The following is a 15,272-nucleotide window of genomic DNA, read 5'->3' on the forward strand; positions in this document are numbered from 1 at the left end:
TGCGAATATCAGACCTCTAGGTCATCCAGTTTAGCCGCCACTAGCTTGCGGATTTTAGAGGTCAGGTTGTCGACGCTATATGGAAGCAATATCGCGTATCTGGCCGCTAACTAGGAAGCATATCGTAGGGCAATCTCATCAGTCACCGAGAATTCGTATTCGTGGCGGCCAACCCGACGTGCTTGAGGATCGAGGTAGACGATATCGGCTGAACTGAACCTAGGGGTGTCCCCACGCAGGGATCCCATAGTAGTCTTTCGTTCCGGCCGGATTAAACAGCCAAGCAAGCAACAGCATGTTGCATGCATTGCCTTCCACAGCTGTATCGACGAGCCCCGTCTCACTTTCCACGGAGCTTTCGCTGTCGCCTTTGTTTGCTTGACCGGCTTCATTCTGCTCGCCCGACCCTGTGGGCGGCGGAGACGGCGGCATCAGCTGACCGGCCGGGGCTTCGGGTTCATCAGAATCGACCTGAGCCGAACTCGCGGCTTGCTCAGCCATCAATTTATTCCACCATTTGTCGTCATCGGCTACATACATCGAATCCTCGAAAAATTCACCTCCTGGGAGAAACCCGCATTTCTCGGTTGGTGCGACTAGGTCGCGCATACGCGTCAAAGCGATCGATGAGAGCTTCCATCCGAGAGGCAGATTGAGTTCTTCGATTGGCATTGAATGCGGAAAATAGCCTCCGTGAACGTTGGTGCCCTGCACCATATCCGGATCATCCTTGATCAGAACTCTCCGCGCACGGGTCAACGCCAACTGCCCGCGCGTGGTCCTTGTCCACAACATCGTCGTCAGAGGATCTGAGAGATAGTTTTGATGCGGATTGAGTGTGGTCTCGTACGTGTATCCTGGGATGCCGTTTTCTTGGCCGATTATCGGCAGATAAGCGAAGTAGATATGCTTTTCACATCCGGTCCAACTCAGGTCTTTTACAAATGCCGTTTCAACTATGATCGGGCAGGTGCATTGCTCTTGGACCGGGCTCTGACCCCGATCCGCTGCCGTACAGGGCTTGGCAAAATTCTGGATTTCCTCGATGAGATCAATGACCGTTTCAGCACCGGAATTTTCGAAATAGCCTCCGTCGGCTAGCACCCTGTAGTCGCCTTCATGGGCAAGCAGCCTTGCCGTCGACGTGAGCCAAGGAAAGCGCGCACTGGCGACGGCGGCTTGGTTTGATGGGATGTCGTTTTCACTCAGATTACTTCCTAAAGGAAAGGTTTCTGCATTATGAGCGATGTCACCTCCAATCGCGGACATGATGAAACGGTTTCCGCGGTTCACGTCGGTCGTGACGAAAATCTCCGCCGGAAGCGAGGAGCGCGGAGACCAAGAGACACCGAGAGGCTGTGTGAGCTTGTCGCTATTCGGAAGATCAGCAGCGATGGTGTCCGCGAGAACCCTCCCTCCATCCGGCATAATCTGCACCCAAGGCACAAGAAAATCGGCAACCTGACCGACCAGCAGGTTTGCGAGCGTAGGAGACAGAAAATCCGAAGCCACCGGGGAAAGATCGATTTGTTTGGAGGGTTTGCGGCAGGCAATCAGACCTGAGGGTGCTTCGTCCTTTAAATTTGAACGAAAGATTAGATTGCCTATGCTTCCTCCGGATACACCAACGCTAGCAAAGAGATGGTGCGAAAATCCGGGGCAAATCTCCTGCAGCACGCTCAAAACCATATATGAGTGGGCAGCTGCATAAATCCCGCCGCCTTCTGCCGAACTGATGATGATCGGATAAGGCCGCTTCGCCTGCCTATAAGCCTCTAGGTCAGCCCGCGTGTTCAGCCACTCGTGTAAGCCCTCCTCCAACGGCGGCGCTTGGTTATCCGATGCCGGCACGAGCGGAATTGCTCGTTGTGGTGGCCCAAAAAGTGCCGTGATCAGACAGACCAAAAGATATGCGATGGCGACACGGGGCCAAACAAGCACTGTCGCGGCTGCGAGCCCGATCAGGCTGACGCCGATTGTGACGACGGTCAAACCCAACGCTGTGGGTAATTTGATCGGATAGAAGATTAAGACAGCGCTTGCGCTGATCCAAACCACTATCCCCAAAACTGCAATCGCGACTGCCCGATATCGTTTCGGGGAATCGGTCACGCGCCTCAGCGTCCACCAGTTTAGAGCGATCGCAAGAAGCAATGTCACGATGCTCAGATAAAGTGTCGAAGGAGAAGCACGCAACATCATCACGGAAAGGGCAGCAAGCGGAAGCGTCGCTAGGGTCAGGTCTGGCAGTGGCCTAATAACCGTCACTCCCGACAATAGTACAATGTTGGCCGCAGCCGCTAAAATCACTGGCAGGAAGAAACCTATGCGACTGAGGAAGCTACCCTCCCCCCATTCGTCGGAGATTATATTTTTGATCTGATCGGGTATCAGCACTGCAAGAAGGGCGAATACTAACGAGACAATGAGCAGCGGTGCCCTTGGCAGAAGATAATTGAAGGATCGTCTAGCCCACATTTATGCCCCCAGTGTGGTGTGCACAGGACCGTTTGCTTCGCCCCAATTATGGGGGCTTTAGGCAAATATCGTGGCGCGAATTCGAGGCCTACAAATCCTTCGTAAAGGGTGACCTCAAGCAAGGGGATCAAGTGGAAGTCCCAGAGCGTTCCAAATCTCCTCGAGCTGCTCCTTCGTTTCACGCACCCGGACGGTCGCTGCCTTCCTTCCTGCGCCGAAGCGAAGCACCGATCTTGTTCGTGGATCATCCAAAGCGCGGGAAGCATCGTCCCGGTCAGTAACGGCCTCAACATTTACGTGAAGAGGCATTTCGTTTGGTGCTGTCAATTCCGCAAACTTCACGCCATCCAGCTTTTCAAGAATCTGTGGGACCTCCAGGATAGGGTAGATTGCACCGCTCTTCGTGAAGATGATGCTTCGACTTGAAGTTTCAACGTCACCCCATTTCCGCTCAACAGCGGCGAGTTCTCGAACGACAAGCACATCGTCTCCGTTTATGTTGGCGTCGTCCCCGTTAGGCATGTCGATCTTGGCCATAGCCCTCTCCCCAAGGTAGTCCAAATGCACAAATAATGTCGCAGAAGTTGCTACATCAATAAAGCGATTATTTTCGACACAATATCCACCTTTAGGAGTATCAATGTCCGAGTTCTAAAATGACTGTTCGATACCGCCCGCACCCGCTGACCCTTCGAGTTACCGCAAACCACAACCGATCGTGGCGGCAATCAACGATTGGGAGGCTCCCATGCACCGCCGCAACAGCGCGCTCCCGCAGACCGACGCCCAATGGGCGAAAATGGAACACCATCTAACGGTATCGCGACTTGGTCAAAGCCGATGTTTTCACGAGGCTTTTTGAGGTCTGCTCAGATGAACCTGATATGGAATATGCCATGGTTGACGCCACCATCGTCAAGGTCCACCGCCACGGACAGGAGCTCAAAAAGGGGACTCAGAGCCAGGCTATAGGTCGTTCGAAGGGCGGCATGTCAGGTCAGAAGCCGCGACGCTTTTCACCAAGGCCAACCGTCGAGCGGGCGATGCGCTCGTCGAGACGCGTCAGCGCGCTGCCGGCGTCCGAGATCGGTCGCAGCAGGGCCTGGATGGGTATGGCGAGATCGTACGTCACCTGAAAGCATAAATGTGTCTTTAACTAGAAGTGATATCGCTAATGACTTCTGTCACGGCTGCGGGTTTCTACGCGGCTGCTCACCATCGATAAGTAATGCTTATCGATGGTGATTGATCTGAATACGAAAATCATCAGCCACCCCAGACCCGAGTTTGATGCCTAGATAACCCACAAATCTTCGCCAAGGCACAATCTTCGTTCCTTACGCCAGGACTACCGTGTCGCAATAAGATCGCCGCCGTCGGACGCCCTTATAGTCCAAGGCATCGAGATGGAATTGCCGGGCGAAGGCCCCATTTCCGTTTCGAGTCTCATCGGCGCATAGTGATGCCGACGAGAGCGCTTTTCTGCGCCCTCGTCTTCTACTCATCCAATGGCCATCAGGCTTGCATTGCCGCCGGCAGCCGCGGTGTTGATCGACGTCGACACCTCCTCCAGCAGCCAGTTCAGGCAATAGGCTTCGGGATCATTCGCCAATTCCTCGGTCGTCGCGGCCTGGACCAGCAGCAGCGGACCGGGCAGGTGAGCAATCTTCTGATTGACGGCGAGAACCCTGTCGCGATCCCCTTCGACGAGCGCGCCGGAGAACGGCCCGTCCTTTTCCCAATCCGAGGTCCAGGAGATCCGGCCGGCGACAGCCGCCGGAAGGTCTGCCAGGACTGACTTCGATAGGGAACCCGCGTCCACGACGATATGGTTGCCGGTCGACAGGGCCGCGGCGACCTGGCGATGAAGCCCGCCTTCCGTCTGCGGCACGACGAGAATACGGCCGCGGGGATGGAGCGCGTAGAGATTGAGTTCGCCCACCGGACCGGTGAGTTCGCGTTCGAGCCCGAGCGCCGAGCGGCTGGCATATCCACGCGCCACTTCGCCCTCGCCCGACAAGCCCTTCTTGTCGAGCCAGACGATGTAGTCACGAAGGGCAAGGTCCGTATGAACGGAATCCTGCTGCGGCGGCACGGGCGCACGCTGCACCAGCCGGCCGATATAGAGCGGACCGCCGGCCTTCGGACCCGTTCCCGACAAGCCGCGGCCGCCGAAAGGCTGCACGCCGACGACGGCACCGATGATGTTCCGGTTGACATAGAGGTTTCCGGCCTTGATGCGGCTGGTCACATGCGCGATCGTTTCGTCAAGCCGGGTGTGAAGCCCGAATGTGAGACCATAACCCGATGCGTTAATGTCGTCGATCAGACGGTCGAGCCCGTTTCGCTTGAAGCGGATGACGTGCAGGACAGGGCCGAAAATCTCCCTTGTCAGGTCTGCCAGGGATTTGATCTCAATGATCGTCGGGGGAACGAAGGTCCCCGCCGCGGCACTTTCGGGCAGCGGCAGCTGATCCACTTTGCGGCCTAAGCCGCGCATATGCTCGATATGCTGGTCGATCTCCGTCTTTGCGCTGTCGTTGATGACTGGGCCGACATCGATGTTCAGCCGATCGGTACGGCCGATCGTCAGCTCGCGGAAGGCGCCCTTCAGCATGGCGAGGGTCCTGTCGGCGACATCGTCCTGGAGGCAGAGAACCCTGAGCGCCGAGCAGCGCTGACCGGCGCTGTCGAAGGCAGAGGCAATGACGTCGGCCACGACCTGCTCGGCCAATGCCGAGGAATCGACGATCATGCCGTTCTGGCCGCCGGTTTCGGCAATCAGCGGAATCGGCTTGCCGGTCGCCGATAGCCGTTCGGCCAGCTGTGCCTGGATCATCCGGGCAACTTCGGTCGACCCGGTAAACATGACGCCCGCCGTCTCCTCCGCACCGACCATGCCGGCGCCGAGACGGCCGCTGCCGGGCACGAACTGCAGGGCACTGACAGGCACACCCGCCTCGTGAAGGATCTTGACACTCTCCGAAGCGATGATCGGCGTGACGCCGGCAGGTTTCGCAAGTACAGGATTGCCGGCCACCAAGGCTGCCGCGACCTGCCCGGTGAAAATCGCCAGCGGGAAATTCCACGGGCTGATGCAGACGATGGGGCCGAGGGGTGCATGCGACGGGCCGAGGGTCTTGCGCGCCTGCTCGGCGTAGTAGCGAAGGAAGTCGATCGCCTCACGCACTTCGCCGACGGCATTGGCCGCGGATTTGCCGGCCTCGCGCATGACGATTCCCATCAGCGCCTTGATGCGGGCCTGCATGATGTCGGCGGCCCGCTCCAGGCAGGCGGCACGCTCGGCCGGCGGTACGGCGGCCCATTGCGGCGCGTGCTCTGCCGCCATGCGAACGATGCGTGCGGCCTCCTCGACCTTCACTTCGGTTATGGTACCGACGACATCCCGGTGATCGGCAGGATTGAGAACATCGCGCGTCACCCCATCCGTAGAGCCGTCGGCAAGGAGGGGAAGCGCATGCCACGGGGCCGCAGCCGTTGAGGCGAGCGCCGCAGCCAAATCCGAAAGGGTGGCCTCGTTCGAGAGATCGAGACCATCGGAATTGGTCCGCGCGTTGCCGTAAAGAGCCTTCGGCGAGGCGATCTGCGTGTGGGGCGCGCCAACAACGGGCATGGCTGCAACGATTTCGGCGGGATCAGCGATCAGCGCCTCGACCGAGACATTCGGATCGGAAATGCGGTGCACGAAGGAGGAATTGGCGCCATTTTCCAGAAGGCGTCGAACCAGATAGGCGAGCAGCGTCTCATGTGTTCCCACAGGCGCATAAATGCGGCAGGGCCGGTCGAGTTTTTCCTTTCCGACGACCTCGTCGTAGAGCGGTTCGCCCATGCCATGCAGGCATTGGAACTCGTATTTGCCGACGGTGAAATCAGGACCCGCCAGTCGATAGATCGTGGCGAGCGTCTGGGCATTATGGGTGGCAAATTGCGGGAAGACCGCATCCGGAGCATCGAGCAGCTTGCGCGCGCAGGCGATGTAGGCGACGTCGGTATAGATCTTGCGGGTATAGACCGGATAGTCGGCGAGACCGTCCAGCTGGGCGCGCTTGATCTCGGCATCCCAGTAAGCGCCCTTGACGAGACGAACCATCATCCGGCGCCCGGAGCGGCGTGCGAGATCAATGATATAGTCGAGGACGAAGGGGCAGCGCTTGCCATAGGCCTGCACGACGAAGCCGAGCCCATTCCATCCGGCAAGCTCAGGGGCGAAGCAGAGTTCTTCAAGGAGATCGAGCGAAAGCTCCAGCCGATCGGCCTCCTCGGCGTCGATATTGAGGCCGATATCATAGGTCTTGGCGAGAACAGCCAGCGCCTTGACCTTCGGCAGCAGCTCGCTCATTACCCGTCCGGCCTGCGACCTCACGTAACGGGGATGCAGGGCCGAAAGCTTGATCGAAATGCCCGGGCCGTCATAGATGCCGCGCCCGTCCGACGCCTTGCCGATGGCGTGGATCGCCTTTTCATAGTCCTTGAAATAACGCTCGGCGTCGACCGCGGTCGACGCGGCCTCGCCCAGCATGTCGTAGGAATAACGGAAGCCACGTGCTTCCAGTGGCCGGGCGCGCTTCAGCGCCTCTGCGATCGTTTCGCCGGTGACGAACTGCTCGCCCATCATGCGCATCGCCATGTCGACGCCGCGACGGATGACCGGCTCACCGGCGCGCGCGATCAGCCGCGTCAGCGCTGCCGACAGGCTCCGGTCGTTGACCGTCGACGTCAGCTTGCCGGTGACGACGAGACCCCAGGTTGCGGCATTGACGAACATGGATTTTCCGCCGCCGATGTGGGAGGTCCAGTTCCCCTCGGCAATCTTGTCGCGGATCAGCGCGTCCCGGGTTTCGGTATCGGGAATGCGCAGCAGCGCTTCGGCGAGGCACATCAGCGCCACGCCTTCCTGGCTGGAAAGCGAATACTCCTGCACCAGCCCTTCGACACCGGTCCCCTTGTGCTTGGCGCGCAATGCTTCGATCAGGCTGCGGGCCGTGCTGCGAATGTCATAGCGTTTTGCCTCGGAGACGCGCGCTGCTGCAACGAGCGGCGGCAGGCATTCGGTTTCCGGCCGGCGATAGGCTGCCGTGATGGCCTGGCGAAGTTCAGATTGCGGTCGGATCGGTGGGGCAAAGGCCGAGAATGGCGCGCCGTCGGCCGGATCATTGGAGGGGGCGGGGTCGATCGCTGCGTTCAACATGAAAGTACCTATCAATCGGTGTCTGGTTTAACGGATGAACGAGATGCCGGGTTCGTCGTCCCACTGTGCATCGTCGGTGAAGGCGGGGCCGGAATATTCCGTCTCTCGCAGCGGGCGCGCTTCCGGCCTATCGCGCTTGAGGGTGAGCGCCGCAGCCACGGCCCTGATCGCCAGCGGCCGGTAGTGAGCGAGCAGGTCCCGCGTCCGATCGTCATCCGCTTCTTTGTTATGCATGTATGATCCCCGTGTTGAGCGCGGCGCCGATACCGATTTCAGCGCTCTTCTGCTCGGCAGATAATCTATCATATTCGCAAATCGCAATCTCACTTGATTTCAACAGTTTCCAGGCTGTATGAACTTATTAATCAGTCCGCGAGAGTTCAAATGGCTACTGAAACCGACATCTTTAGTGAATTGGACCAGTTCGACAGAAAGATCCTCACAGCACTCACCGAGGACGGAAGGCTGTCGATCACGGATCTCGCCGCGCGTGTCGGATTGTCGAAGACGCCGTGCCAGATCCGCTTCAAAAGGCTGATCAGCGAAGGATATATCGAAGGCTTCAAGGCCGTCCTCAATCCGTCGAAAATGCAGCTCGACCATATCGCTTTCGTCGAGGTGAAGCTTTCCGATACCCGCGAGGACGCGCTGAAAAGCTTCAACGATGCCATCAAGAAGATCAGCGAAGTCGAAGAGTGCCACATGATCGCCGGCAGGTTCGACTATCTCCTGAAGATCCGCACCCGCGATATCGGCCGCTACCGTCGCGTTCTCGGCGAGCGTATCTCGACACTGCCTCACGTTGCCAGCACATCGACGAATGTCGCGATGGAAACGGTCAAGGAAGGCTGGGACAAGTCCGGTTCGAGTTTTTCGTGAACTTGTTGTCGGCGATCGGCCCAAAGCAGCTGCCCACACCTCTCGACATCATGCTCTCGCTTTCCGGCCGCGTGCGTGCGGTTTCACCGGCACGCTTTTGCCGTACTCTTTCCACCACGCCGGCGGCGCAATCATCGACAGCGCGCGGTAAAGCACTCGGCAACCTTCGATGAGCAAGGAGCGCAGCGTGTTGCGCCCCGTTGTCCGGCAGAGCCTATCGACAAGAGTGTTGGTTACCGATGCCGGTAGCGAAAGGCTTCGACGAAGGCGGAGAAAGCAGGGGATGGATGGCGCCGGCTGGGGTAATAGAGATGATACCCTTGGAATGTTGGCGTCCAGTCGACCAGCACTTCGTCCAGTTGACCGCTGTCACAATATTGCCTGATCAGGTCCCTCGGCACATAAGACAGCCCCACCCCATCGAGAGCGGCATTGATAGCCGGCCCTATGTTGCTCATCACGAGCTGGCCTTCCACACGGACGCTGAACTCGCGGCCATCCTTTGCAAACTCCCAGGCATAGAGAGCGCCTGACGTCGGAAGACGCAGGTTGACGCAATTGTGGTCCGTCAAGTCATGCGGGGTCGAAGGCACAGTGCGGGCCGCAAAATATTCGGGTGATCCGACCACCGCGTAAGAGATATCGGGCCCAATGCGAACGGCCACCATGTCGCGCGCAATCGCTTCGCCGAGCCGCACGCCAGCATCGAATTGGCGCTCCACGATATTTGTGAAACCGTTGTCGACGATGAGTTCCACGGTGATATCGGGGTAATCCCGTAGAAATGCCGGCAGCCTCGAACGGAAAACCAGCTCCACGGCATCATCGGGACATACGAGGCGGACTTGGCCTGAGGGCTTGTCGCGCAGCGCGCCGAGAGCACTGATCCCGGCGGCGATGCTCTCGAAATGCGGCTGGATACTTTCCACGAGCCGGGCACCGGCCGCCGTGGGAGCCACGTCACGCGTCGTGCGGGAGAGAAGCCGGACGCCGAGCCGGGCTTCGAGCGCGCTGATCGTATGGCTCAGCGCCGAGCGCGTGACTCCCAGCTTTGATGCAGCGCGCGTGAAACTCCGCTCCTGAGCCACCTCGATAAACGCACGCATTTCCGTGAACTCGTCGCGCCGCATTGTTGAATCTCCTTCATCACGACGTTCATATTATAGCTTCTAGTCGCGCGAAACCAGTCCGGCTATCTATCCGGCAACGGACAGGAGAACGTGAATGACCGTCGAGTTGACATTGAATGAGACCTCACTGACGGACGACACGGCGACCTCATGGTCTGCTGTGACCTGTCTCTCGCTTCTCACTTTCCTTCTGGTGGGTTTGGAATTTCTCCCTGTGAGCCTTCTGACCCCGATCGCCAGGGACCTCTCGGTGTCAGAGGGGCAAGCCGGATTGGCGATCACCGTGTCGGGTGTCTTCGCGGTTATCACCAGTCTTTTCGGCAATGCATTCCTGGCGAGGATCGACCGGAAGTCTGTCGTCCTGCTTTATACGGCGGTTCTTGTTGCATCGAGCTTGGCAGTTGCCCTCGCACCCAACTTCCTTGTCTTTCTCGTCGGACGGTGCCTGGTCGGCGTTTCGATCGGCGGCTTCTGGTCGCTGTCGACGGCTATTCTGGCACGCTTGGCTTCGGACCGTGATCTGCCCAAGGCCATTGCGCTTCTACAAGGTGGCACCGCATTCGCGCTCGTCCTTGCCGCGCCACTCGGCAGTTTTCTTGGCGGTTTCATCGGATGGCGCGGAACCTTCTTCATTACCGTGCCGATCGGAATTGCCGCACTCGTTTGGCAACTGATCGTTCTGCCGAGGATGCCGGCGACATCAACCGTCTCGGTGGCTAGAATATTCGGGCTGCTGCGCAAGCGCACATTCGCGATTGGAATGGCGGCGACCTGTCTCGCCTTCATCGGCCAGAACGCATTGTCTATTTATCTTCGCCCGTTCCTCGAAGGTGTCACGGGACTGGATTTGAATGTCCTGTCGATGGTGCTTCTCGGCCTTGGCGTCGGCGGACTGGCTGGAACCTCCGTCATTGGCTTTGTCGCCCGGCGGCACCTCCGCCTCGTTCTCGTAGGCATGCCGGCTGCTCTTGCGCTCCTTGCCCTGCTGCTGATCGCTTTCGGGCCGTTCGCGGCGGTTACGGCATCCCTGCTCGTCATGTGGGGATTTTTCTCGACCCCGATTCCGGTCGCCTGGAACACCTGGATGGCCGCTATCGTCCCCGGCGAATTGGAAGCGGCAGGTGGACTGCAGGTGGCGCTGATCCAACTTGCCATTGCAGGCGGCGCTTTTGCTGGCGGCATGCTGTTCGACACCGCGGGATGGTGGAGCACCTTCCTTCTGGCCGCCTGCCTTCTCGCCGGTTCGGCTGTCCTCGCCGCGCTCGCCGGCCGCCGTTCCTGAACCTTCAGAAACCTCACAACAGGAGATCATCATGTCCCAAGGAATTGAAAACAAAGTGGTCGTCATTACCGGGGCAAGCAGCGGGCTTGGCGAAGCCACCGCCCGTCACCTTGCTGAGCGCGGCGCTTCCGTCGTCCTCGGCGCGCGGCGTAGCGACCGCATCGCTAAGCTGGCCGAGGAACTGGCCGCCAAGGGCTATGGAGCCAAGGCAGTCCAGACCGACGTCACGGATCAACATCAAGTCAAAAAGCTCGTCGACACGGCCGTCAACGCGTTCGGTCGCATCGACGTGATGCTGAACAATGCCGGCCTGATGCCACTTGCGCCCCTCGAACGGCTCAAAGTTGACGAGTGGGATCGCATGATCGACGTGAACATCAAAGGGGTGCTTCACGGCATCGCAGCAGCGCTTCCGCACATGAAAGCGCAGAAGTCGGGGCACATCATCAACGTGTCCTCCGTCTACGGTCATGTTGTCGATCCGGGTGCCACCGTCTACTGCGCCACGAAATTCGCCGTGCGCGCCCTCTCGGAAGGGCTGCGGAAGGAAGTGAAGCCATACAACATCCGCACCACGATCATTTCACCCGGCGCGGTGAGCACCGAACTGCTCGAGCACATCAGCGAAAAGGACATCCAGGCAGGCACCAAGGAGTTCGTCAACAAGATCGCCGTCAGCGCGGACACGTTCGCCCGAACGGTCGCCTTCGCGGTGAACGAGCCGGACGATGTCGACATCAACGAAATCCTGTTCCGGCCGACGGCTCAACCTGTCTGACGCGAGGCGCGCTATGTCGATGACATCCAAGTTCATGAGCCGTCGCGCGGTGCTGGGCGGAACCTTGGCCGCCGCCGCTCTCCCTCTCGTGGCGCACGGGCAGGACGAGCACAGCTCGAAGAGTCACGGGGCGACAGACCTCAGGATCAGGATTGGCTTCAACAATCTAACCCTGACCGCGACACTCTTCGACAATCCGACGGCGCGCGATCTCATTTCCATGCTGCCCCTGAACCTCAAGATCGAGGACTACGGCAGGAACGAAAAGATCGTCCATCTGCCGCGCAAGCTGACCGAAGAAGGCAGCGGCGCCTTCGGAAACGAACAGCCGGGCGACCTTTGCTACTTCAAACCCTGGGGTAACCTGGCCCTGTTCTACGGGGATTACCGCTGGGACGGTCTGATCCGTCTCGGCCGCTTCGACAATGGCTTCGAGCCGTTGCTGGTGCGCGGCGAGTATCCGGTCCGCATAGAACGTATCTGACAAGGGTTCCATCGGCCTACTGCGGCATAAACGAAATCGAACATTCCCAGCGCATACCTCCCGCCGAGCAGGGATTTGACCGACCCGTTCACCGCCTCGACGGACGTGCCGGCGGAATCGCGGGCGACAGTTCCAACGCTCATCGGGTCTTGATCCAAAGCTACGCAGCGTCTGATCGCGCCGGCGCTCAGAGCGCGCGACAACGGCCCCTCACAAAGATGCCCGGCGGCAATGGCGAGGACTTCGGTGGAACCAGGCCGGGCCGAAGCGATTTTGTCAACGCGGCGAGCCAGAATGTCTCGACGCTCCCTTACCGCGACGGATGACGAAGCACATTGTCGGAAGTCTTGCTTTTGGACGGATCAGGCCGTCTGATGCAGCGAGGCAACGGTTCGCTGAATCAGATGAATATTCGGCGGTTGAACCTGAGAATGAGGAGCAGGATGGATCACGCCAACAGCCAGCAAACACCGGCAAGCGAAGAGAAGGAAGCGCGCAGGATTCAATACCTGACCTGGGAACACATTGCGTCGGACCTTGATCATCCCGCTCACCTCGCCCGCAAGGCGGAACTCCGGCGATCATGCGGTGCGGAGCTGGCCGAGACGTCCTACATCGCCGAGGGCGCCGCAATCTTCACCGAAAACCTGACGATGGGCGAACGATCCTGGATCGCCGGGCACGCGCTCGTCCGCGGCGATATAATCCTCGGCGACGATTGCACCATCAATCCCTATGCCTGTGTTTCCGGCAAGGTGACGTGCGGCAATGGCGTGCGGATTGCTTCGCATGCCTCGATCGTCGGCTTCAATCATGGCTTCGACGATCCGACCATTCCTATACACCGCCAGGGTGTCGGCAGCATCGGCATCGTGATCGGCGACGATGTCTGGATCGGCGCCAATTGCGTAATCCTCGATGGCGCCACGATTGGAAATGGTGCGGTGATCGCCGCCGGAGCGGTGGTCACGGGGGACATTCCGGCCATGGCGGTTGCCGGTGGCGTGCCCGCCCGGGTGCTGCGGAGCCGAGGCTCGGCGCCCCGGAAAACCGGCACTGGCGACATCGAAGATCAATTGGCCAGGCTGGGTCAGAAAGCGCAAGACCAGTGGCCTGATATTCTTGCGCGCTGGAAACCGGACGGAGCCTATGAATCGCTGGAGGCCGACGGCGTCAGCAGACCGGCGATCCGGCATCTCTGCGATGCAATCGAGATCGCTGCCGGCTTCGGCCGGTTGCCGCCTGACCTCGATCCGGCGGAGACCGTCGAGCATCTCCAAGGTCTCCAGGACCAAAAGACCGGTCTTTTCCCGGAAGAGCATTCGCGGATGCACGGCAAGGTCCTCAGGGATGACTCAAAGGCGCTCTACAATGTCCTCGCGGTTGGCTATGCGCTTGAACTGCTTGGTTCCGGTCCACGCCAACCTGTTCATGCGGTCGAGTTCGGCGCCGGCGAGTTGGATGAATGGCTAAGCGCCCTGCCCTGGTCGACCCGGGCGTGGCACGCCGGAAGCGTGGTCGATGCGATCGGAACCGCCATGTACTTCAATGCGAAGTATTTTGGCATCAGGCATCCACGGCAGGCGCTTTTCGAATGGCTGGGCCGGAATGCCAACAGCGTTTCGGGACTATGGGGTGAACCGACCGCCGCGGAAGGATGGCTTCAACCGGTGAACGGCTTTTATCGCCTGACGCGCGGCACCTACGCCCAGTTCGGCGTGGCACTTCCCCACCCGCACGCCTCACTCGAAACGGTTCACCTCAACTATCGCAACCACAAGGGCTTCGTTGCTGCAAAATACAATGCGTGCAACCTGCTCGATACAATTCATCCGCTGTTGCTGATTGCCCGGCAGACCGACTACAGGCGGGCCGACGGCGAGGCGATCGCCCGCAAGGTCATATCGAGGGCGCTGGATAGATGGCGAGATGGCGAGGGATTCCCGTTTGCCGACGGTGATGAACCGAGCCTGCAGGGAACGGAAATGTGGCTTTCCGTCATTCACCTGACGGCCGATTTTCTGGGCCTGGCAGATCGCTTCGCATTCGTCCCGAAAGGCGTTCACCGGACTGCAGCCGTGGGGCTGGGTTTGTGACTACGCTTCGATCACCCGTGCAGTGATGCCGTCAGCCAGGCGGCGGCAAGGTCCCGCGCGTTGCTTCGCTTGGCTTTGACGGGCACGATCACGTTGTAACGATCTTCCGCCCCAAGCTCACCGCCGTCGACCTGCACCAGGGTTCCATCCTCCAGAAAGGTGCCCACCAGCATACGCCATCCCAAGGCAATCCCTTGGCCTGCGCGCGCGGCTGCGATGGTTTCGGTATAGTGGTTGAACCGAAGCGACGGCTTTACCTCGAGGTTGGCGCCGGTCAGCGAAAACCACTGCGCCCAGCTATACCAGGACCGATCGAGAACGTCCGTCTCGATGAATTCGTCGGCGGAGCCGAGCGGGCCATCTCCGCGACGCTTGAGATAGTCGGGAGAGCAGACGGGGCAGATGACGTCGCCATGTGAGGCGATGACGGTGCCATCGCTGAAGGGAGGCACACCATATCGAATTGCCACATCGACTTCTCCGTCATCGAGAGCGATCGGGCTGTCCTGGGATATCACCCGCACCAGGATGCCGGGGTTTGCACGGCGAAACTCGGCCAGACGCGGCAGCAGCCAGAAAGAGGAGAATGCAACGGTCGCCCCTATCGTCAACACGTCCTGGCTGCGCGACTGGAGCGCTTCCACGCTCTCGGCAATATCGGCAAAGCTCTTGGCCAGCGTTGCTCCGAGGTTGATGCATGCCGCCGTCGGCTCGATCGCCCGATGCTTGCGCACGAATAGAGGCTGGCCGAATTCCTCCTCCAGCAATGCAATCTGTCTGCTGACCGCCGCCTGGGTGACACCCAATTCGGTTGCAGCCGTGGTGAAGCTCTTCTTTCTGAGCACCGCCTCCAGGGTCACCAGTGCCGTCAGCGACGGGATCCGTCTTCTAAAGTGCATCACAGAACCCTCATCGCATGATAAAAACTTATGCGAA

Annotated in this window: 11 protein-coding genes and 2 pseudogenes; 5 read left to right on the plus strand and 8 right to left on the minus strand. The window is 59.5% G+C overall.

The window, feature by feature from the left end; translation table 11 throughout:
- Positions 1–219: 219 nt before the first annotated feature.
- From GFM02_RS01475 to GFM02_RS01490, 5 genes and pseudogenes are all read right to left on the minus strand, one after another.
- Entirely contained in the window at positions 220–2,478 is a 2,259-nt protein-coding gene (locus GFM02_RS01475; protein ID WP_168272010.1) for an MFS transporter, read from the minus strand.
- Positions 2,479–2,592: 114 nt separating this feature from the next.
- Positions 2,593–3,015: a hypothetical protein gene (locus tag GFM02_RS01480; protein ID WP_168272011.1), complete on the minus strand. Its 423-nt coding sequence runs from the start codon at positions 3,013–3,015 to the stop codon at positions 2,593–2,595.
- A 481-nt stretch (positions 3,016–3,496) separates the two neighbouring features.
- A pseudogene (locus tag GFM02_RS35420) lies at positions 3,497–3,610 on the minus strand (RHE_PE00001 family protein); the annotation flags it as partial.
- 369 nt (positions 3,611–3,979) lie between these two features.
- Complete coding sequence (gene putA / locus GFM02_RS01485) at positions 3,980–7,687, minus strand: trifunctional transcriptional regulator/proline dehydrogenase/L-glutamate gamma-semialdehyde dehydrogenase (RefSeq protein ID WP_168272012.1); 3,708 nt, start codon at positions 7,685–7,687, stop codon at positions 3,980–3,982.
- A 27-nt stretch (positions 7,688–7,714) separates the two neighbouring features.
- The gene (locus GFM02_RS01490) at positions 7,715–7,921 is read right to left on the minus strand and encodes a hypothetical protein (protein WP_168272013.1); all 207 of its coding nucleotides are present in this window, start codon (positions 7,919–7,921) and stop codon (positions 7,715–7,717) included.
- A gap of 150 nt (positions 7,922–8,071) precedes the next feature.
- On the opposite strand from GFM02_RS01490, the gene GFM02_RS01495 reads away from it, so the two are divergent.
- Complete coding sequence (locus GFM02_RS01495; RefSeq protein WP_011649313.1) at positions 8,072–8,566, plus strand: Lrp/AsnC family transcriptional regulator; 495 nt, start codon at positions 8,072–8,074, stop codon at positions 8,564–8,566.
- 233 nt (positions 8,567–8,799) lie between these two features.
- Here the strand turns inward: GFM02_RS01495 and GFM02_RS01500 are convergent, their stop codons facing one another.
- Positions 8,800–9,696, minus strand: a complete 897-nt coding sequence (locus tag GFM02_RS01500) for a LysR family transcriptional regulator (protein WP_168272014.1) — start codon at positions 9,694–9,696, stop codon at positions 8,800–8,802.
- 94 nt (positions 9,697–9,790) lie between these two features.
- On the opposite strand from GFM02_RS01500, the gene GFM02_RS01505 reads away from it, so the two are divergent.
- Genes GFM02_RS01505 through GFM02_RS01515 form a run of 3 tightly spaced genes read left to right on the plus strand, consistent with a single transcriptional unit; the run spans position 9,791 to position 12,240 of the window.
- On the plus strand, positions 9,791–10,978 hold the full coding sequence (locus GFM02_RS01505; RefSeq protein ID WP_168320538.1) for an MFS transporter: 1,188 nt from the start codon (positions 9,791–9,793) through the stop codon (positions 10,976–10,978).
- A gap of 31 nt (positions 10,979–11,009) precedes the next feature.
- Positions 11,010–11,756 (plus strand): SDR family oxidoreductase, encoded by a 747-nt coding sequence (locus GFM02_RS01510; protein WP_168320539.1) that lies wholly within the window; start codon positions 11,010–11,012, stop codon positions 11,754–11,756.
- Between the two features lie 13 nt (positions 11,757–11,769).
- The gene (locus GFM02_RS01515; protein WP_168320540.1) at positions 11,770–12,240 is read left to right on the plus strand and encodes a cyclophilin-like fold protein; all 471 of its coding nucleotides are present in this window, start codon (positions 11,770–11,772) and stop codon (positions 12,238–12,240) included.
- A 20-nt stretch (positions 12,241–12,260) separates the two neighbouring features.
- Here GFM02_RS01515 and GFM02_RS34910 read toward each other — a convergent pair.
- Positions 12,261–12,572 (minus strand): annotated as a pseudogene (locus GFM02_RS34910) (class I SAM-dependent methyltransferase); the annotation flags it as partial.
- Between the two features lie 111 nt (positions 12,573–12,683).
- On the opposite strand from GFM02_RS34910, the gene GFM02_RS01525 reads away from it, so the two are divergent.
- Positions 12,684–14,336, plus strand: a complete 1,653-nt coding sequence (locus GFM02_RS01525) for an acyltransferase (RefSeq protein ID WP_168320541.1) — start codon at positions 12,684–12,686, stop codon at positions 14,334–14,336.
- Positions 14,337–14,347: 11 nt separating this feature from the next.
- Here the strand turns inward: GFM02_RS01525 and GFM02_RS01530 are convergent, their stop codons facing one another.
- Complete coding sequence (locus tag GFM02_RS01530) at positions 14,348–15,235, minus strand: LysR substrate-binding domain-containing protein (protein ID WP_168320542.1); 888 nt, start codon at positions 15,233–15,235, stop codon at positions 14,348–14,350.
- Positions 15,236–15,272: the final 37 nt, after the last annotated feature.

The organism is Rhizobium leguminosarum bv. viciae (assembly GCF_012276115.1).
GTDB classification, from domain to species: domain Bacteria; phylum Pseudomonadota; class Alphaproteobacteria; order Rhizobiales; family Rhizobiaceae; genus Rhizobium; species Rhizobium leguminosarum_T.